Here is a 20,977-nt window from a genome sequence, read left to right on the forward strand (position 1 = left end):
TTAAGTGAAATATGTATTTTCTAACGTCTAGGAGTTGTTATTATGGCTGATGTAAATATATTCCTTGCATTTGGAGCTGGATTTCTTTCATTTATTTCGCCTTGTTGTTTACCACTATATCCAGCGTTTTTATCTTATATTACGGGTGTTTCGGTTGCAGATTTGAAGGAAGAAAATGCAATGATGCAGCGCAGAGCAATGTTGCACACCTTATTTTTTTTGCTAGGCTTTTCAAGTATTTTCATAATGTTAGGAATGTCAACATCGTTTATTGGAAAGTTCTTTTTACAGTATAACGACTTAATTAGACAAATCGGTGCAATCTTTATTGTCTTCTTTGGATTTGTGATTGTGGGTCTCTTAAAGCCTGAATTTTTAATGAAGGATCATAAAATAAACTTTAAAAATAGGCCGTCTGGATTTATTGGTTCAATTGTAATCGGCATGGGATTTGCAGCTGGTTGGACACCATGTACGGGTCCGATCTTGGCAGCAGTGATTGCTCTTAGTGTTTCAAATCCTGGATCAGGTCTTTTGTATATGGTAGCGTACACACTTGGTTTTGCAATTCCATTTTTTATCCTTTCGTTTTTCCTTGGCAAAATGCAGTGGATTAAAAAGCATAGCGTGAAAATTATAAAAATTGGTGGTTATGTCATGATTGTCATGGGTATTTTTCTATTCTTCGATTGGATGACAAAAATTACAACATATTTTATTCGCATTTTTGGTGGCTTTACTGGCTTTTAAATATAGAATTATCCTATTGTTTATACTATAATTATAAGTTGTTAGAATTAAGTTTTATGTTTGTTGCAATGCATTTTTGTAAGGGGGATTAAGTTACATGGCTAAAATACTAATCGTTGATGATGCAAAATTTATGAGAATGACTCTTACAAATATTTTGCAAAAAGGCGGGCATGAGGTTGTAGGTGAGGCTGAAAATGGCCGTCGTGGAGTAGAGCTTTACAAGGAATTACAGCCAGAGTTAGTAACAATGGATATTACAATGCCTGAAATGACCGGAATTGAATCCGTTAAGCAAATAAAAGCATATGATCCAAATGCGAAAATCATTATGTGTTCTGCAATGGGTCAGCAAAAGCTTGTTGTTGAAGCGATTGAGTCCGGTGCGAAGGATTTTATTGTAAAACCATTTGAAGAAAGTCGTGTTCTTGAAGCGATATCACGCGTTTTAGAAAAATAATGGTATAAGTCAAAAATAAAGCCACTTCATGGTCTAATTGGAAGATCTAAAGTGGTTTTCCTTATATAGTCTCTTTTTGTCATTAAATACTGATAGTATATGTAAGTGCACTAGTTTTCGTTATTTTGTTAGGGGTGTGTCTTATTATATAGAAAGAGTGATACATCATGATCGTAGTAGCTAGCTCAATTGGAGCCTTATTAATGGCTATCTTTGCAAATTATGTGCGGATGAAGGTTGCTAAAAAACCAGCAACTGTCAAAAAAATAATATTACCACCTGTTTTTATGAGTACAGGAGCTTTTATGTTTGTTTTTCCAATGTTTCGCGTAACATGGATAGAAGCCGTTGAAGCGTTTGCTGTTGGAGCAATTTTTTCGATACTGCTTATTAAAACATCAAATTTTGAGATTCGTAATAATGAAATTTTTTTAAAACGATCAAAAGCCTTTATTATTATTTTATTTGGACTGCTATTTGTTAGAATAATAATGAAGTCTGTTTTAGGCCAGTATATTTCTTTTGGAGAAACAAGTGGAATGTTTTTTATCCTTGCATTTGGTATGATACTCCCATGGCGAATAGCTATGTATGTGTCCTATAAGCGTCTAAAAGAAAAATTAGATATACAGCTTCAAACTGATCCGAGTTCATTGTAAATAATAGAAGCAAAAATGAGGTACCCATTATGACGGGGTACCTCATTTACAGTTGAATGCAAATTTACTTTCGATTATCGTCATGAAAAATGACTTACCAGCGATTTGCTGATAATAAATCGGTTTTATCGTCATGAAAAATGACTTTTTTACGATTTGCTGATAATAAATCGGTTTTATCGTCATCAAAAATGACTTTTTTACGATTTGCTGATAATAAATCACTGTAATCTTTCATACATATTGATTCGCTCGCCACTTGTCCTAGATAACGTGGTTTTGTCTTTTTAAAAAAGATGTTCATATGGTTGAATATCGATATTTTTCCGCTCAAGTGTTTTTCGTAAAAATTTATGATCTCGTTTCGGTGTTGCTTCAATATAACCTTTGATGATGAGGCTCTCTGTTATTTTATTTGAATTTTCCGCTAAGGCAATTTCTCCGATTTTTGCTGCGATTTTTTGTCTCGCAACATCACGAAACAACTCAGGAACAGGTTTCACTAATTCTTCTAATAAGGCTTTTTCCTCATCTGCCCAAAGATGTCTTGTTTCATTTAAATAGTGCTCTTCCCAATCCATAATCGATTTTCCATCTTCCTTCGGAAGCCTTTTTAAAAACTTTCGAAACATGAAATATCCACCAATAAATAGCATAACAACCATAAAAATTGTCCATAACAAAATGAACAATTGTGTCCAATTACTAAACATTTTTCCACCTCAATTAATACTAGAAATGAGTCAATACTAATTCTATCAATAATTCAATTATAGTCCAATAAAAATGTTACGATGCATAAATTCAGCCGAAACTAGAGAACCTATAAAAATGTAATGAAACACTTGTAAAAAGTCGAAGTGCCTTACGATAGGAAAGGAGTGATCTATGTCATGACTAATCACAAGAAACGAACCAATCCAAAGAGTGGTAGCCAAAAAGGAAAACCATTTAGTGACGCGATGACTGCTGCAGATAATGTGATGTCCGCTGAAGAAATGGAAAAAGCAATTCATCCAACACGAGGGAAAATGAGTGATGGCTAATGAGTTCAAACGAAGAAGAGTTCTTTAACGCAGTAAAGCTGTAGCTACATACTTACTCTATATAACATCAACTGTTTAATGATACTATAGCTCTAGACTAACTTAAGCCCTATAATGATTATAGGGCTTGTCTCTATTTGTAAAACAATATTGTTGTAGTCAACAAATCACACCAGAAACAGGAATAGTTGTTTATAATAAACCACTTGAAAGTTATAGTAAAATATATCATAATTAAGACCATGCGTAATATGTAATATCGATTTTGTAACATGTTGATTTTTTCATGATTACATCAATATTGTTTACTATCGAATACAAATTTCTAACTTGGGGTCGGATGGGGTACTGGTGTCCTCCGCGGTCTTCAAAACCGTCTGTGACCTGCGTGCCAGGTCAGGTGAGTTCGATTCTCACACGGTCCCGCCAAACTGATTTATGAGTAATTTGCTAAATAACGAGTATTTTGCGGATAAAAAGTAAGTTTACATACAAAAAATTTTGATTTCATAACAAAAGGTACACTTCATCATGTACCTTTTATTATGACTAGGAACGTGGTGTAGTTATTGATATTCTAAAGTCCTTAGACTTACCTTTTACAAAATTAGCCGTTAAATTTAAGCCTGAACCGGCGTATTAAACACAGATGGACCAATCCGGTATAGGATTTCAAACCAGTCAGTTCGGGGGGCTAATATTGACAAAACAGTAATTAATATTCCGATACATCGTATGAGAAACATATATTTTGCTTGGAGTTGGAGTGGGCTGTTTTTTATAAAATGTCGAAGTCCAGCAACGACATGTTTGAATTCAGGTTTTGATTGCTGTGAGCCGCTGTTATGTAATCGTTCAAGTACTTGCGAAAGCGTTGGCTGCAAGTCTTTTCGATTTGCATCGGCAGGAAGGAACCCCAATTCCTCAAATGTAGATAGAATACCATCCAAATTACCAAGCATGATACTTTGAACAAGCCAACGTATCGTTTTAACTTCTTCTGCCGTCAGCTCATCAACCATGCCAAAATCCAAGAAGCAGAGACGATTATCGGGAAGAATTAATAAATTCCCTGGATGAGGATCTAGATGAATATATCCAAAAACAAGAATCTGTCTAAAATAAGCATCAAGTAACGTTTCTGCAATCGATGCAGGATCAATTCCCCATTTTGAAAGTGTTTCATAATCTGTTACGCGAGCACCTTCTACATGCTCCATTACTAAAACGCGCTGAGTGCTAAAATTTTCGTAAACCTTAGGAATCTTGATGCGCTGATTGCTAGCAAACATTTCTTCAAATCGCTTCATTTGCTTTATTTCTTGAAGGCAATCTAACTCCCTTGAAATCGTGTCTGTAAATTCCTGATGCATTTGTATAAAATTCATTTTACGGCTTAAGGAAGGTATTCGCTGAATAACCTTTGTAACAAGACCTATTGTTGCTAAATCAATCCGTGCCAGCTTTTCTATTCCAGGTCTAATAACTTTGACTGCAACCTCGGTACCATCAAAAAGAAATGCTTTATGTACTTGTGCAAGCGATGCAGCGGCAATAGCATCCTCTTCAAAATGCTTAAAAATAGGGGTGTTAAAATTTTTAAGTTCATTTTCAAGCAAGCGCTTTATAGCTGGAAGTGGAGCAGTAGGCAATTCATCCTGAAGACCAGCTAGCTCCAATGTGAAAGCTTTCGGTAAAATGTCTTGGCGCATACTTAAAAATTGCCCAATTTTCACAATAACCCCTTTAAGGCGAAAGGCAGTTTTCCTCATCCGTATTCCAGCACTTGTATAGATTTGGTTCACGGCTGCTTCCCGTTCTTCACCTTGAAGTCGCCTATCAATTCTACAAATCTTCCAATAATCTACTACAAGGGAGAGTGCTAATCGTATAATCAATAGTCGTCGCAGTATTTTATGTATCATTTCGGTTAACCTCCTAATCCCTTTTCCGTATTTAAAACGTAAATGAAAATCCAGATATTTTTTTGGGATAATTTTACAAAATCAAAATTCAAGCATGTTTATACTGTTATTAATCATATCTTAATTCAATAATCATTGGCAATCAAAAGTACCTTTCTACTCGGATTATATTTCGCTATAGTATAATTGTGAAGAAGTCATTTGATAGGAACATCGATAGATTGTCAAATTACCGTATACTTGTAAATTAATAAATGGACGTGTCCCACAAACTAGAACGAATGTGCTACAATTAAGGTTACTGTCGAATAATGAACATAATTGTTTGCGTGATATTGTGTGTAGGTCTATCCGAATAAAGGTAGTGTTGCTACCGAAGGATGAACACAGGTTTTGGAGCGATAATCCGTGCAAGGTGATTCGATTAACTAGCAGGGTGACTGTCGCAGTATGAACATACTTTTTCCAGCTATGATAAGGCGCAAAGTTCAATTAAAAGGTAGGGTGACTGTCACAGTATGAACATACCTTTTGCAGCACCATATGTCCAAGTCAATTCGATTAAAATGGCAGTGTTAGTGTGAAATTTTCACCAGCGGATACTGTTTCCAAGTTGATGATTACTGTTGAAATACGAAAGTTAGGTGTATGCAGCAATGCCAAGTACATATTCAATTGAAAGCATCGATCAACTAATGATTAGTAAAAATACTAAAGCTTTTATTAAAGAGTGTCTTGAAAACAATATCCCGATTGATCAGATAGGATTTGAATTCGAGAAAACAAAGCTCTCTGAACAGGATCAAAAAAAGAAAAAAGGTCAGTTTTATACACCTGACCATATTGTTGACTATATAATTAAATATTTAGCACTTGATCATACAATGAAAATTATTGATCCGTCATGTGGTACTGGTTCATTTATACTACCAATCGTAAAAAAGCTATTTCAAGGAGAACCTATTGAGTCAGTATATGGAATTGATATCGATCACGAAGCGTTGGAAGTCTTAAAGGCATTGATCTTTTTACATAAAATGAACATATATGAATCAAACCTAATCCATGGAAATACGATTGTTTCCAATAAAAAAATTTCTAGTTTAGCCTTGAATTTGCAGGAGATTTCCCAAAAGGGAGGTTTTGATGTTGTCATCGGTAATCCACCTTATGTAACTTTGAAAAAAGATGTGGATTATGACTCAAGCGATCAAGATTACTCCAAACTGCTAAACGGTCAAGTAAATGCAGCAACGCTAATGATTGCCAAGGGCCTGAGTATATTAAAGCCAAATGGGATCCTTGCGTTTGTTTTACCGAAAAACATTTTACATGTTGGCTCCTATTCAAAGCTACGTGATTATTTACTGAAAGAAACAACCATTATACATATTGCCGATTTACGTTCAAGCTTTAAAAATGTTAGAGGAGAACAGATCATTCTTTTTGTTCAAAAGAAAAAACCTTCTGAAGCTCATGAAATTGAGTTTAAAATTTTACAAAATAAAAGTGGTGACTGCTCAAAAGCTTCGGTTTTTGTAAAGCAAAGTGCGTTTGTCAAAAATAATAAGCTCTATGTATTCGAACGAGTTGAGGACTATGAACTAATCGATCAATTAACGAATACCGGCAGTCCTTTAAAAAAACTAGTCCAAGATGAAATTTTTCGAGGTATATCGATTCCTTCAAAATTACAATTCGATTTTGCGGATGAACACAGCCAAACCTGCGTCCCATATGTTCGCGGGAAAAATATTCAAAAGTTTACGTTAATAATAGAGAAATGTATAAATCGAGATAAGATGATTTCGTTGACCAATCCAAAAATAGAAAGAATCTTAAATAAAAAAATAATCATCCAAAATATTTTTTCTTCAGAATCGGGATTAATATGCGCATTTGATCAGCGTGGATTGTTCACGAATGAAACAGTTACGAATGTTTTGATTGAAGATGTAACTATAGGGTATTATCTCCTTGGTCTTTTAAATTCTAAAGTGGCAAACTATTATTTAATCTATGCTTGCTATAATTGTTCAAAAATGACCATGCATACTGATAAAGAATATTTAGGTGCTATACCAGTTATAGTAACAAGTGAAAAAGAACAGTATGACCGCATTATTACGATTGTAAGAGAACTATCAGACAAAAATCATGATATTGAAAGTTTGAGCAAGTCAAGGCAAGAGCTTGATCAATGCTTTTATAGCATTTATGGGTTACAACAAAAAGACATTCAAGTAATTGAAACAGGACTTGATTTATTTTTATCAAAGAAAAGCAGGTGGTAATGGTGGTAGCAGAAGATAAACGCTTAAACGAATTAACAGGGAAGGAATGGTTACAGCATTCTTTTAGTATTTGGCGTGATATAAAAAAGACAGCAGAGGAAAAAAAGCTTAAGCACCCAGCGATGTTTCCTCAACAATTAACAGAGCGTATTATAAAAATTTTCACAAAATCAAATATGACGGTTTTAGACCCATTTATGGGGACGGGAAGCACGGTTTTATCAGCTACTCTAAATAATCGAAAAGGGATCGGTTTTGAGCTATCTGAGGAATTTTTTACAATTGCCCAAAGTCGAATCGAGGAGCTACAGCTTTCCATTTTTGATGAAGGGCAGGAATTTATTGAACCGCTCTTATTTAATAAAGATTGTCGCTTGCTTAAGGAGCATATTGAACCAAATACGGTTGATTTAGTCGTGACGTCTCCACCTTATTGGGATATTTTAAATATGAAAAGAACATCAGATCATAAAGATATCGTCAATTATAGTGATTCTGATGTTGATTTAGGAAATATTGATGATTACGCTCAATTTTTAAATGAGCTTAAAGCAGTATTCGAACAAGTTTATGATGTTATAAAGCCCGGTGGTTACTGTGTAGTCGTTGTTATGGATATTCGTAAGAAGAGCACGTTTTATCCGTTTCATTCAGATTTAGCTACAAAAATGCAGGAACTAGGTTTTAAATTTGAGGATATTGTGATTTGGGATCGCCAGCATGAATACAACAATATGAGACCGCTCGGTTATCCTTATAAATATCGAATTAACAAGGTCCATGAATATGTATTAATTTTTAGTAAATAAGGAAAAGAGGGGAAAGGTAAAACCGGACAGGGGACAACTTTCCCCATTATTTTTGGTAAAATGGTGGTAGTAGAAAGTTTATTAAAATGAACTTCCACTTTACTTAGAGGAGGCACGTTTATGAATAATCCAGAGCTAGCTTATTTATTAGGAATGATTGTTGGAAAAGGCTACAAAATTCAAGGGGTAGATGAAACCGAGTACAGAATTGAAATTCCGCACAAGCTGATGAAGGTTGAAGGGATGGATGCAATTCTCTCCGTAAAAGCTTCCTTATTAGATATTAAACAAAGACTCGATCCGCTTATCGATACGAAAATTAATGTTACGAGCGATAGTAAAAGTGTGACGTTGCTTTCATTTAAGCTAAATAACTCGGCTTATTTAGCAAGAGAACTTAACAGAATGTTAACATACAACAACTATAAGGATTTTCGAATTCCAACCGAAGTGTTTAATGCGGCACACGACATTAAACTAGAGTTTTTGAGAGGTCTTGCTGATGTTACTGCGCATGCAAGAAAAAGCAATTTAGCGTTTGGTGATCCAGCAGGACATCGGGTATATATTGAAATACCAGATAATTGGTATCTTGTCGTTGATATTTGTAACTTGCTGAAAGATGTTGACACACCTGTACAAACGATTAACTGGGGTCATCCGAATTTTCGCGATCCTAACTTGAAGGATTACAAGCAAGGAAAAGAACATGCCTGGGCGAGAGAGCATCAAATTAAAATATATGCCGATGTATTTGAAGCCGTTGGTTTTAATATTGAACATAAAAAGCGGGCGCTAGAACTATTAGCAAACACAAATCGCCAAAACTGGGCCGGCAAGCGAACGAAAATTGAACAATCACATCATAAGTTTTATTGGGAGAAGCCAGAAAGATCGAAAAAGGCTAAACCGGTTCATCCGATGATACACGATCACTCCATCCCTGCAGAAATAAGAGGTCAAAACTTTAATTCATGGATTGAAGTTGCCAAAATCATGGGTTACCAACCATAAAGAAGGTGAAGCAATATGTCAGAGATTGATTTATACCCAGATATTATGAAATGGTTTACTCAATATTTAAAAGATCGCTACAAAAAATATGAAATCGAATCAACGTTCATCACATCAAGGCGGTATTTAGATGATGTACTTCGCGACAAGGGAATTCTTATTCCTGAGGCAGTCGGTTTAAAAATAAAGGTCGACATTGTCGGCTTTTTAACGGCAAAAAACAGAGAGCCGCAGCTTGCTTTTGTGGAAGTTAAAGATGAAAACTTAACCTTAAAGGACTTAGGGCAGTTGTGGGGGTATACGAAGCTGATTAATCCGGTTGAATCGTTTTTAGTTTCTTCAACAGGGATTGGTGCACTGGAAGCGATCGTTAAGCAATATCGCCGCCATGATATTCTTCAATACGGTCACAAAAATGAACGGATGATGAAAATCGCAAAATGGGATATTCAAAGAAAATCGATCGACTATTCGACGCTTTTACCCAAATTGTAAGGAGTTTTTTTCTGTCATTAAAATTTTATAATTATAATATCAAAACAAACGGAAATATAATATACTATTATTTAAATAGTGTTACAATATTTCTGTTTTGTTGTTCAATGTGTTACATAATTTATTGAACTCTTTACGTAGGAATCTCATCAATTCAGTCGTGAAAGATTCAATCAATAGAAGCACAAATGAATAGGAGTGTGGCGATTTGATTGAAAAAGAAATTGTTTATGTAGTATCGGATTCAATCGGAGAAACAGCTGAATTAGTTGTAAAAGCAGTTGCAACACAATTTAATGGTGGATATGTTGAGATCAAACGCCATGCGCATGTCGAAGATTTTGAAGATATTGAGAGAATAGTAGAATTAGCCCGTAATAGTCGTTCAATTATTGCGTATACGATTGTAATTCCATCATTAAAAGAGCATCTTGATAAACGAGCAAAGGAAGCGGGATTAATTGCGGTTGATTTGTTACATCCACTAATGGATGCCTTTGTGTTTAAATATAATAAGAGTCCGAACCATCAACCAAAGCTAATGCGGCAGTTAGATGATGACTATTTTCAAAGAATAGCAGCTGTTGAATTTGCAGTAAAATATGATGATGGTCGTGATCCACGGGGGATTCTTCGGGCGGATATTGTCTTAGTTGGAGTTTCTCGAACATCAAAAACACCGCTATCGATGTATTTAGCTCATAAACGCTATAAAGTGGCTAACGTACCGCTAGTCCCTGAGGTACCACCACCTAAAGAGTTATTTGAAATACCTAGAAATAAATGTGTTGGACTTATTATAACGCCAGATAAACTAAACTTAATCCGTAAGCAGCGTTTAAAGAATCTTGGTTTAACATCCAATGCGAACTATGCAAGCTTTGAGCGAATTCTAGAGGAATTAGAATTTGCGGAAAAGATTATGAAACGGATTGGTTGTCCAATCATTAATGTTTCCGATAAGGCTGTCGAAGAAACAGCCGATTATATTTTAGAAGTATTAAAAAGAGAGAGGAGTTCTTAACAATGAAGAAATTTGTATATCTCTTTAATGAAGGAAATAGCGGTATGAAAGACCTTCTAGGTGGTAAAGGTGCAAATTTAGCTGAAATGACCAAAATTGGATTACCCGTTCCTTATGGCTTTACGATTTCTACAGAAGCATGTAATGCGTATTATGAAGCGGAAAAGGCAATTTCACCTGAAGTTCACGATCAAATATTACAAGCATTGACGGCACTTGAAGAAAAAACAGGAAAACGCCTTGGGGATCCGAATAATCCATTACTCGTGTCTGTTCGTTCAGGGGCTGTTTTCTCAATGCCTGGAATGATGGATACGATTCTAAATCTTGGAATGAACGATCAGACAGTTGAGGGAATGGCTAGATTAACGAATAATCCCCGTTTTGCTTATGACTCTTATCGCCGCTTTATTCAAATGTTTGCTGATGTCGTGCTAGAAGTGGACATTTTCTTTTTTGAACAGTTATTAGAAGAATATAGAGAACAAAAGGGATATAATTCAGATCCAGAACTAACAGCTGAGGATTGGCAAGAGGTTATTCAAGGTTACAAAAATATCGTGAGAAAGAGAACGAAAAAGGAATTTCCACAAGATCCAAAAGAACAGCTATTTCTCTCTATTAATTCCGTGTTTGATTCATGGAATAATCAACGGGCGATTGTTTATCGCCGCTTGCATAAAATACCGCAGCACCTCGGTACGGCTGTTAACATTCAAACGATGGTATTTGGGAATATGGGCGACGATTCCGGTACGGGAGTTGCGTTTACTCGTAATCCATCGACTGGGGAGCCACTGCTTTATGGCGAATATTTAATCAACGCACAGGGAGAGGATGTTGTTGCCGGAATAAGGACCCCTTTGCCTATCCATACATTACAAAGGGAAATGCCTGAAATATACAAACAATTTTCAGAAACGTGTCAGCGTCTTGAACACCATTACCTCGACATGCAGGATATTGAGTTTACAGTTGAACGAGGTAAGCTATTTATACTACAAACAAGAACTGGCAAACGAACAGCACAAGCAGCAATCCGGATTGCTGTTGACATGGTAGAAGAAGGACTTATCGATAAAAAAACAGCTATACTTCGAATTGACCCTGACCAATTGAATCAGCTTTTGCATCGACGTATTGATGATACAATCGAACGAAAACAGCTTACAAAGGGATTACCTGCATCACCTGGAGCGGCTACTGGCCAAGTTGTGTTTGATGCAGATGAAGCTGAAGCACTAGGAAATGAAGGTAAAAAGGTTATCCTCGTTCGTCCTGAAACAACACCGGATGATATTCATGGAATAGTTGCATCCCAAGGTGTAGTAACAAGTCGAGGTGGTATGACCAGCCATGCTGCGGTCGTTGCAAGGGGAATGGGAAAGCCATGTATTTGTGGTTGTGAAGAGGTAAAGATAGATTTAAATGCATTGCAATTTAGTATTGGTGAAACTGTAATAAATCAAGGTGATACGATTACAATTGATGGAAGTACGGGTGAAATCATGTATGGTGAAATACCGATGGTGGACCCGCAGCTTTCAGATGAATTTCAATTGCTGCTAAAATGGGCTGATGAGGAAAGAAAACTTGGCGTTCGCGCGAATGCAGATAACCCTATAGATGCACAAAAAGCATTTGAATTTGGGGCAGGTGGAATTGGACTGTGTCGGACAGAGCATATGTTTATGGATAGCAAGCGAATTCCGATCGTTCAAAGGATGATTCTTGCAGAAAACGATGCGGAACGAAGTGAAGCGTTGGCACAGCTGTTACCTATGCAACAAAGTGACTTCGAAGGAATTTTTGAAGCGATGCAAGGTTTACCGGTTACGATTCGATTATTGGACCCGCCTTTACATGAGTTTTTACCTAACAAGGATGAGCTTTTAGTCGAAGTTACAAAGCTTCAAATCACAGATCCTACTTCACGGCAATTACTTGAGAAAGAAAAACTTCTCAAAAAAGTACGTCAGCTTGAGGAGTTTAACCCAATGCTTGGGCTTCGAGGCTGTCGTTTAGGTATAATTTATCCAGAAATTTATGAAATGCAGGCAAAAGCAATATTCTTTGCCATTGCGAAGCTAGATAAAAAAGGAATTGATGTCAATCCAGAAATTATGATCCCACTTGTAGGCCATGTAAATGAATTAAAAGAAATGCGCGAGCTAGTCATTAATGCTAGTCTCCAAGTTCAGGAGATTACAGGAATCAACTTTAATTATTTAATTGGAACAATGATTGAGATTCCACGGGCTGCGCTTACAGCAGACGAAATTGCCAAGGAGGCTGATTTCTTTTCATTTGGAACAAATGACTTAACACAAACGACGTTTGGCTTTAGTCGCGATGATGCGGAAGGGAAGTTCCTTCAAACGTACATTGAGAAGAAAGTACTTCCGGATAACCCATTTGCTGTTCTTGATAGAGAAGGTGTCGGGAAGCTTGTTGAGACAGGGGTCAATTTAGGACGGCAAACTAAACCAAATTTGAAAACGGGTATATGCGGTGAACATGGTGGAGAAAAGCAATCAATCAAGTTTTGCTATAACGCTGGTTTAGATTATGTAAGCTGCTCACCATATCGTGTTCCATTAGCAAGGCTTGCTGCTGCACAAGCAACTATTCTCAAGGAACAAGTATGAAATTAGAAATATATAAGCTATGCTACTATAACAGTAGTATGGCTTTCTTTTTTGGCTTAAATGCTGGGTTATAATTAAAACCAGGTTATCATTTTTCATAATTTTTCATTATAACTCTAATTATATTAATTAATAAAGGCTGTCAATGTTAAGATTTTGTAAATTTTCAACTAAAATCTTTCCTTAATCGACATATTTCGTATACAATTAAAAAGTTAGATGTATTTTTTGAATTTAATAGGGGGTAAAGTGAGAATGGTTTTTAAAAAGACAGATAAATTCATGACATTATTAATGAAAATATCCACAAATCTTAAAGAAAGTGCAGATTTTTTTGCTGACTATAAGATAAAAAATATCAGTGATTTGAAAATTTTCTTTGATACGATTAAGAAATATGAAAACGCAGGTGACGAGTACATTCATGAAGTAATTGTCGAACTTAATAAAGCCTTTATCACCCCAATTGAGCGTGAAGATATCCTGCAACTATCAATGAGTTTAGATGATGTTTTAGATGGTTTTGAACATTGCGCAGCCTTATTTGAAATGTATTCGATGACACAAGCTGATGAATATATGATTAAATTCGTTGAAGCAATTCGTGGCTGTGCTATTGAAATTGAAAAGGCAGTTGAGCTTTTGTCAACGAAAAAGCTCCTCGACATACGTGATCATGCTATTAAGATCAAGGACTATGAATCAAAATGTGACGGCATATTACGGCAATCGATCAAAAATCTCTTTGCAGTAGAGAAAGATCCGATCCGCATTATTCAGTATAAGGAAATTTATGAAGGACTGGAGATTATCGCTGATGATTGTCAGGAAGTTGCCAATACATTAGAGAGTATTATTATGAAAAACGCATAAGGAGCCTACAATTATGGATGGATTTTTTTTGATTACAGTATTAATTGTCATCGGAGCCTTAGCGTTTGATTTTATTAATGGATTTCATGATACTGCTAATGCGATTGCTACAAGCGTGTCGACAAAGGCCTTAAAGCCAAGGCATGCGATATTATTAGCAGCTACAATGAACTTTGTTGGTGCGATGACATTTACCGGTGTTGCTAAAACAATTACAAAGGATATTGTTGACCCGTTTACATTACAAAATGGCTCATTAGTTATTTTAGCGGCCCTTATTTCTGCAATTGCATGGAACTTAATTACTTGGTACTACGGAATTCCATCGAGTTCATCTCATGCCATTATCGGCTCAATTGCAGGTGCGGCAATAGCGGCTGCTGGTTTTACTGCTCTTAATTACACTGGTTTTTTGAAAATTATCCAAGCTTTAATATTCTCACCAATTTTGGCGTTCACGGTTGGATTTGTTGTATATAGTATATTTAAAATAGTATTTAAAAATAATAACTTAACAAAAACGAACCGTAATTTTCGCATATTCCAGATTTTTACCGCCGCTTTGCAATCGTATACACATGGGACAAATGATGCGCAAAAAGCAATGGGTATCATTACAATGGCACTAATTGCAAACAATTACGTCAAATCAGCCGAAATTCCTTTTTGGGTACAATTCTCTTGTGCTTTAGCTATGGGTCTTGGGACATCTATCGGTGGTTGGAAGATTATCAAAACTGTTGGTGGTAAAATTATGAAAATCCGGCCGGTTAACGGTGTTGCAGCCGATTTAACAGGTGCAGCTATCATTTTTGGAGCGACGTTTATTCATTTGCCGGTCAGTACAACGCATGTCATTTCTTCATCAATTTTAGGGGTCGGCTCTGCTCATCGTTTAAAAGGTGTGAAGTGGGGGACTGCACAACGAATGGTTGTCACTTGGTTTATTACATTGCCAATCTCAGCTTTATTAGCTGGAATTATTTTCATAATATTAAATTCAATTTTTTAAAGGATACATAAATAAAAATTTGACCTCATCGAGGTCTTTTTTTAGATCTTAAGGGATACCAACTTATTAAATGATGAATTAACCTATCCTCTTGCTTTTGAGGGTAAGTATTTCCGTGCTTCTCTTGTTATTTCGACCTTTTTAGTGAACTCATTATTTTTAAACTTCCAGGTTACTTTTGCAATTGCACCAAGCCAAAGTATGACTAGTGCTAAATACGTCAACACGCTAGTTAAAGGTGATGCGTTGAAAGCTCCCAAAATTGTTCTCATATTTGTGATGATAATAACACCACCAACTAAAGTACCCAATATAGTTGTAGGGATTCTTTTTACTAACCAAGCAGCTATTGGAGCGGCAATTATTCCACCGATCATTAAAGCAAGCACCCATTGAATATGGATTTGCGACCATCCTAGTGTTAACATGAATCCTAATGTTGACGCGACAGCTATTGCAAATTCACTTGTATCAACAGAACCAATTGCTTTACGGGGTTCCATTTTGTTACTTGTTAAAAGTACAGGTGTAGCAATAGGCCCCCAACCGCCGCCACCAGTTGCGTCACAGAATCCTGCTAAAAATCCTAATGGAACAAATTGCTTTTTAGTTAGTTTCATTTCTTTTGCTTTTTTTGCAGGACCAAATCTAAACATAAAACGAAAAAGAACGTAACAGCCTAATAGTAAAAGAAAGAAAGATACATAAGGCTTAATAATATGACCAGGAATACTACCTAAAAAACACGCACCTAGAAAAGCTCCAATTGATCCTGGGATTATTAAACGATAAACTACGTGTTTATCGACATTTCCAAAGCGGATGTGTGCGATGCCAGATGCTGCTGTTGTTACAACTTCTGCCATATGGACTGATGCCGAGACTACAGCTGGTGCTAGACCAAACATAAGTAAAAGTGATGTGGAAGTAACACCATATGCCATACCTAAAGAGCCGTCTACTAATTGTGCGACCAAACCTATTAAAGCAAGAATGATTAGTCTCCTCAAACGTACCCCTCCTTGTTGAAAAAAATATTTAGAAAACCTCCTTTGAGGTTATTTTCAGTTATGAAGCAAGAGAGTTCTTCTTTGTTGCTCCAAAATTGAACTTTATTAGGCCAAACGGAACAATCAGGATTTTAACCTAGAATATGAAAACCCCTAATAATGGGTTCTTGACCTTACTAAAAATGGGCTTATAATGGGCTTATTATAAAGTTCAGTACAGTTTTTCCAAATCGCTTCGTTCTATTAGGCGTTTACCATTTTTAAGATGGTTGAGTATATGAGAGACATTTAATTATTCAAATAAAGGTAGATTGCCGAAATTACTAGATTAGCAGTATACTGAGATTAGTTATCTTACTATTTTTAATAGTTTCTTATATTGAAAGTCCGGAGAGGAGAAAGAACATGAGACTTATAGCGTTAGAAGGTTGCCAAGAAGGCACGATTTTAGGTAAATCAATTTATAATGATCAGGGCAAAGTTCTTCTATCCGAGGGTACTGAATTAACAGACACATTGATAGAAAAGCTAAAAAAATATAATGTTGTGACTATTTACATAGAGGATGAAGAATCAGAAGGGATTGAAATTGTAGAGTCGATTCCAGAGGAGCTACGGTTTGAGGCAATTAACACAATTACAGAAGGATTTCAAACTATTGCTGAATTAAATTCAAGTAAGTCACAGCATATCCAAGGAATGCTAAAATCAGGGCGGGCGATTCGTAGCTTTCAAAAAATATTTCGGGATATTTTAACTTGTTTGATGGAGAACAAAGGTGCTTTAAATTTGTTAGCAACAACAAAAATTCTTGAAAACTATGTTTATTCACATAGTGTAAATGTATCAATCTATGCCTGTCAGCTTGCGATAGAGAACGGACTTCCTTTAAAAAATATTGAAGAAATTGGCTTAGGTGCGATGCTTCACGATTTGGGAAAGCTTTATATTCCTTCAGAAATATTAAATAAACCTGGGAAATTAACTGAAGAAGAATATGATCAAGTAAAGAAGCATTGTGATCTAGGCTTTGATACACTTAGAAAAATTCACGAGATCCCACTGCCGGTGGCCCATTGTGCTTTACAGCATCATGAAAGGTTAGATGGATTAGGATACCCACGTGGATTAGTAGACGAGGAAATTCACAAATATGCAAAAATATTAAGTGTTGCTGATGTGTTCGATGCAGTGACAAGTGCTAGGGTTTATCGGCAGCTGATGCTACCACATAAAGGATTGGAATTACTTTATACAGGCGCCGGGACGCAATTTGAAATGAAGCAAGTAGAGTTGTTTAAAGGGTGTATTGCTATTTATCCACAGGGATTAACCGTAAAAATTAATGATGGTAGAACCGGAATTGTCTCAAACTACAATTTTAATGCAGCTGGTCGACCTGTAGTCCGAATCATTAAAGATGAATATAACCAATCTATTGATCCATATGAGCTTGACCTATCTGCAATCGAGAATTTAACACTTGAAATTATCGAAGCAGATATGCTGTTATAGAGGAAATTTTATTATTATATAGGCTGTGTTAAAGCTTATTTGCTTGGCGCGAGCCCGTTAAAAGCGAAGTGGCTGGAACGAAATTCAACAAGCAAGTTTAACAGAGCGATTAGAGTAAGCAAGAAAGCGTGGGAGTGATAAACTCCCACGTTTAAAACTTAAGGTACCTTCCTTCATCACTTTGGTTTTGTGTGATGTTTTCGGTTGAGCTCAGTTGTTCATTGCTGTTTTTATTTTCTCTATTAGTAGTATCATCTACAGATTGATCTAGGAATAAAGTCTCCGAGTTAGCAAGAATCTTTGAAATTTCTGCCCCCCATATTTCGTAGGCATTTCCTAATAAATGAACACCATCAATTGTATATTTGCTATTCATCCACGTACCATTTGCTAATTTGCTATTTAAGTCAATATAATCAATTTCTTGATCGGCGGCCAACTGCTTTAACAAACTGTTTAATTTGTCGACTTTAGCATTAATACTTTTATAATTATTCAACGATGAAGATACATATAATGTTGAAGTGATCACCGGTTTAATATTTTGCTTTTTAAGTTTTTCAATGATTAATTTTTGGTTTTTTGTAATTTTTTCTGGAGTTGCGTAATCTGACATGATATCGTTAATTCCACCCATTAAAAATACAATTTTTGGTTTTACTTTAAAAACATAATAAAGTCGATTTAACATTCCTTCTGTGACATCACCGCCAATTCCTCGGTTGACGATATCCTGTCTTCCTAATAATTCATGCCAATCCACTCCGTATGTAATTGAATCCCCAAGCATTACGATATTTGCTTGTTTTGTTTTAAAAACATCATAGTTACTTGTTTTCATCGTATATGTTTGATTTTTATAATAGAATGGTGTATTTGCGCTTACCCCTTCCCTCATATTTGATTTCATAACAAAAAAAATCAATAGTAGATTGAATGCTAATGAAACAAAAAAAAGTTTTTTAATCGTGTTTTTCATGATAGTAGTCCCTTCTTAATTAAATAGTGGTTTGCCTATTATTTATTGTAGATTTAAAATAGAAGGCTGACAAGTAGTGGTAATTTTACGAAGCCTTTAAATAACTGGGAAAATAATATTAAATTTTTTGTTAAAAAATCTGTTCAGATTAGCCGATAATAATAATATGAACAACGGAATCCCTAGCGGTTGTTGTTCGCAGTAATGCAATTCCTCTATATTTAGCTCACCTTCTTAGAAGGTGAGTTTTTTTTGTTTAGGAAATTATAAAATTTGATTCTGTGGATAAATACTATAGCACAGAGTAGTCGTCCAGCTCCAGCGCCCAGCGACTAGTAAACTTCGCTCATCTCTTTTGCGATAAGTTAACATCGACTCGTCCCTCGACGTGTTTTGTTTATCTCAGTCGATGCGCTCTTAGTTTATACGTCGCTAATCAGGGCGCCTAAAGCTTTTGTCCTTAGAAATCAACTCTAATGCTATAATAAAATAATAGGCAATGTGTTTATACTTTTGTACGTACTATAGTATGATTATAGTATATATCGAGATTGAAAAAGCAGGTGGAATAGGTGACAGAACGATTTTTTACAATAGGAATGGCTGGTCATATTGATCACGGTAAGACGTCCCTTACGAAAGCATTGACGAACGTTGATACAGACCGTTTGAAGGAAGAAAAGGAACGGAATATTTCTATCGAATTAGGGTATGCCCCACTGAAAATAGATGATGAACTCCAAGTTTCAGTTATTGATGTACCAGGACATGAACGCTTTATTAGGCAAATGATTGCCGGTGTTGCAGGGATTGATTTAGTTGTTCTTGTCATAGCTGCTGACGAAGGGGTTATGCCGCAAACGAAGGAGCATGTTGAGATACTATCCTTTTTAGGAATAAAAAAAGGAATCATTGCGATTAGTAAAATTGATCGTGTTGATGAAGAGATGCTAGAGCTTGTGCAAGAGGATATTAAAGATCAGTTGGAGGGCACAATGTTTGCCTCATCACCAATCATTTTTGTTGATAGTTTATCAGGAAAAGGTATCGATGAGCTGAAACGACAAATAAAGTTTGAACTTCAGCATCAGGAATTAAGAGACTCCCGTGGTGCATTCCGTTTGCCAATTGATCAAGTGTTTACTGTGCAAGGTCAAGGCACTGTCGTTCGTGGGACTGTGTATGAAGGCTTTGTTGAAAAAGGAAATACATTACTTGTGTTACCCCAAGGAATTCCTGTTAAAGTAAGGCAAATTCAAGTCCATCACAAGCAAACAGATGCAGCAAAGGCCGGGCAAAGAGCAGCTTTGAACTTAGGGGGAATATCAAAGCATGAAGTCACTAGAGGTGACGTGCTAGTTTCTTCCGAACACTTTATCGTGACCGATATGATTGATATTACTGCTAAATTTGTACAGCATATGCTCGCACCAATAAAACAACGAGCACCGATTAAGCTACATATCGGCACAACTGAAGTTATGGGAAAGATCATTTTCTTTGACCGCAATGAAGTGCTCAATGAAGAAAATGAGATAGTTTGTCAGCTTCGTTTAGATGAACCGATCGTGTCAAAACGAGGGGATCGTTTCATTTTGCGACGACCAACCCCAGTAGAGACGATAGGTGGTGGTTGGGTGATTGATCCGAAAGGGAGCCGCTATCGTTTCGGTGAAAAGACAATTGAAATGCTCCAACAGAAAAGAGAAGGCACACCTGAGGATCGAGTTATTTCATTATTAAAACAGAAAAAAGTGATGACATTTACAGATATGATCACATTATCATCAATGGATAAGGACGAGCTTCATGACATTATAACAGACCAGCTCGGGATAACAATTTTTGAACTTGGACGAGATGAATTTGCGTTACTTGCTGATTTTGATTATTTGAAGGATAAGCTCTCCGAAAAACTAAACGAATATCATAGTGAATACCCGCTAAGATTAGGATTTAATAAAACAGAGATTGTTCATTTATTTGAAGAGTTTTATCCGAAGCGCTTTATTGAGTATGCAATTGATAAATTACTGACTGACGGCTTCTTACATAAAAAGGAACAATATTTGCACTTAGCAAGTTTCACGCCGCATTACCCTGAAAAGTGGAGCAAGCGTATGGAAGGGATTGTTGTTTCGATAGAAAGAGATGCAATTGAGGTTCAACCGTTTGAACAATACAGTAAGAATTCTGGAATTCCTCATGAGTATACGGAAGAATTAAAGTATTATTTATTACTAACAAAACAAGTAGTTGCCTTAGATGACAATCATGTTATTTCGTTAAAAGTTGTTCATAAGGCCGCAGACTTATTAAAATCAAAAACTGAAGGGGAATTTACTGTTAAAGATGCAAAAGATATTCTTGGATTAACAAGAAAATATTTAATTCCACTATTAGAACTATTTGATACGTTAAAGCTAACGAGGAGAATAGAAGACAAGCGGAAGTGGGTGTAATA

General features: G+C 36.0%; 19 protein-coding genes and 1 tRNA gene. 15 read left to right on the forward strand and 5 right to left on the reverse strand.

The genetic code is table 11. The annotated features are described in order from the left end of the window. The first annotated feature begins 42 nt into the window (after window positions 1–42). The 3 genes from D612_RS0102250 to D612_RS0102260 all read left to right on the forward strand — a co-directional run bounded on the left by D612_RS0102250 (window position 43) and on the right by D612_RS0102260 (window position 1,869). Window positions 43–750 (forward strand): cytochrome c biogenesis CcdA family protein, encoded by a 708-nt coding sequence (locus D612_RS0102250; protein WP_017753854.1) that lies wholly within the window; start codon window positions 43–45, stop codon window positions 748–750. A gap of 97 nt (window positions 751–847) precedes the next feature. Further along, window positions 848–1,210 carry a response regulator gene (locus D612_RS0102255; RefSeq protein WP_017753855.1) on the forward strand — a complete coding sequence of 121 codons (363 nt, stop codon included), beginning with the start codon at window positions 848–850 and terminating at the stop codon, window positions 1,208–1,210. Between the two features lie 167 nt (window positions 1,211–1,377). Beyond that, window positions 1,378–1,869: a CcdC family protein gene (locus tag D612_RS0102260; protein ID WP_017753856.1), complete on the forward strand. Its 492-nt coding sequence runs from the start codon at window positions 1,378–1,380 to the stop codon at window positions 1,867–1,869. 94 nt (window positions 1,870–1,963) lie between these two features. Here D612_RS0102260 and D612_RS19660 read toward each other — a convergent pair whose 3' ends face one another. After that, complete coding sequence (locus D612_RS19660) at window positions 1,964–2,107, reverse strand: hypothetical protein (RefSeq protein WP_017753857.1); 144 nt, start codon at window positions 2,105–2,107, stop codon at window positions 1,964–1,966. 49 nt (window positions 2,108–2,156) lie between these two features. Continuing rightward, entirely contained in the window at window positions 2,157–2,582 is a 426-nt protein-coding gene (locus D612_RS0102270; RefSeq protein WP_017753858.1) for a DUF2621 domain-containing protein, read from the reverse strand. 180 nt (window positions 2,583–2,762) lie between these two features. Between D612_RS0102270 and D612_RS19665 the strand changes: the two genes are divergently transcribed. Together D612_RS19665 and D612_RS19335 are read left to right on the forward strand one after the other, a co-directional pair. After that, window positions 2,763–2,915 (forward strand): hypothetical protein, encoded by a 153-nt coding sequence (locus tag D612_RS19665; RefSeq protein ID WP_017753859.1) that lies wholly within the window; start codon window positions 2,763–2,765, stop codon window positions 2,913–2,915. Between the two features lie 332 nt (window positions 2,916–3,247). Then, window positions 3,248–3,344, forward strand: a tRNA-Sec gene (locus D612_RS19335). Between the two features lie 191 nt (window positions 3,345–3,535). On the opposite strand, the gene D612_RS0102280 is transcribed toward D612_RS19335, so the two are convergent. After that, window positions 3,536–4,840 carry an ABC1 kinase family protein gene (locus D612_RS0102280; RefSeq protein WP_017753860.1) on the reverse strand — a complete coding sequence of 435 codons (1,305 nt, stop codon included), beginning with the start codon at window positions 4,838–4,840 and terminating at the stop codon, window positions 3,536–3,538. A gap of 656 nt (window positions 4,841–5,496) precedes the next feature. Between D612_RS0102280 and D612_RS0102285 the strand changes: the two genes are divergently transcribed. From D612_RS0102285 to D612_RS0102320, 8 genes are all read left to right on the forward strand, one after another. Continuing rightward, window positions 5,497–7,134 (forward strand): N-6 DNA methylase, encoded by a 1,638-nt coding sequence (locus D612_RS0102285; RefSeq protein ID WP_017753861.1) that lies wholly within the window; start codon window positions 5,497–5,499, stop codon window positions 7,132–7,134. After that, complete coding sequence (locus D612_RS0102290) at window positions 7,134–7,943, forward strand: site-specific DNA-methyltransferase (RefSeq protein WP_026092359.1); 810 nt, start codon at window positions 7,134–7,136, stop codon at window positions 7,941–7,943. The genes D612_RS0102285 and D612_RS0102290 overlap by 1 nt, the downstream gene beginning before the upstream one ends. 120 nt (window positions 7,944–8,063) lie before the next feature. Beyond that, window positions 8,064–8,957, forward strand: a complete 894-nt coding sequence (locus D612_RS19670; RefSeq protein WP_017753863.1) for a hypothetical protein — start codon at window positions 8,064–8,066, stop codon at window positions 8,955–8,957. A gap of 15 nt (window positions 8,958–8,972) precedes the next feature. Next, window positions 8,973–9,452: a hypothetical protein gene (locus D612_RS0102300; protein ID WP_017753864.1), complete on the forward strand. Its 480-nt coding sequence runs from the start codon at window positions 8,973–8,975 to the stop codon at window positions 9,450–9,452. A gap of 208 nt (window positions 9,453–9,660) precedes the next feature. Beyond that, window positions 9,661–10,476 (forward strand): pyruvate, water dikinase regulatory protein, encoded by an 816-nt coding sequence (locus D612_RS0102305; RefSeq protein ID WP_017753865.1) that lies wholly within the window; start codon window positions 9,661–9,663, stop codon window positions 10,474–10,476. Window positions 10,477–10,478: 2 nt separating this feature from the next. Beyond that, window positions 10,479–13,124: a pyruvate, phosphate dikinase gene (ppdK, locus tag D612_RS0102310; protein ID WP_017753866.1), complete on the forward strand. Its 2,646-nt coding sequence runs from the start codon at window positions 10,479–10,481 to the stop codon at window positions 13,122–13,124. Window positions 13,125–13,379: 255 nt separating this feature from the next. Beyond that, on the forward strand, window positions 13,380–13,997 hold the full coding sequence (locus D612_RS0102315) for a DUF47 domain-containing protein (RefSeq protein WP_017753867.1): 618 nt from the start codon (window positions 13,380–13,382) through the stop codon (window positions 13,995–13,997). Between the two features lie 13 nt (window positions 13,998–14,010). Beyond that, entirely contained in the window at window positions 14,011–15,009 is a 999-nt protein-coding gene (locus tag D612_RS0102320) for an inorganic phosphate transporter (protein ID WP_017753868.1), read from the forward strand. An 83-nt stretch (window positions 15,010–15,092) separates the two neighbouring features. Here the strand turns inward: D612_RS0102320 and D612_RS0102325 are convergent, their stop codons facing one another. Next, window positions 15,093–16,019, reverse strand: a complete 927-nt coding sequence (locus D612_RS0102325; RefSeq protein ID WP_017753869.1) for a sulfite exporter TauE/SafE family protein — start codon at window positions 16,017–16,019, stop codon at window positions 15,093–15,095. 405 nt (window positions 16,020–16,424) lie between these two features. On the opposite strand from D612_RS0102325, the gene D612_RS0102330 reads away from it, so the two are divergent. Then, entirely contained in the window at window positions 16,425–17,534 is a 1,110-nt protein-coding gene (locus tag D612_RS0102330) for an HD-GYP domain-containing protein (protein ID WP_017753870.1), read from the forward strand. Between the two features lie 151 nt (window positions 17,535–17,685). On the opposite strand, the gene D612_RS17710 is transcribed toward D612_RS0102330, so the two are convergent. Beyond that, a complete protein-coding gene (locus tag D612_RS17710) occupies window positions 17,686–18,513 on the reverse strand; it encodes a GDSL-type esterase/lipase family protein (protein WP_017753871.1) in 828 nt (275 codons plus the stop codon). A 572-nt stretch (window positions 18,514–19,085) separates the two neighbouring features. Here D612_RS17710 and selB point away from each other — a divergent pair. Further along, window positions 19,086–20,975 (forward strand): selenocysteine-specific translation elongation factor, encoded by a 1,890-nt coding sequence (selB, locus tag D612_RS0102340; RefSeq protein ID WP_017753872.1) that lies wholly within the window; start codon window positions 19,086–19,088, stop codon window positions 20,973–20,975. Window positions 20,976–20,977 lie beyond the last annotated feature (2 nt).

Origin of the sequence: Calidifontibacillus oryziterrae, assembly GCF_000331575.1 — a bacterium.
GTDB lineage: Bacteria > Bacillota > Bacilli > Bacillales > Bacillaceae_J > Calidifontibacillus_A > Calidifontibacillus_A oryziterrae.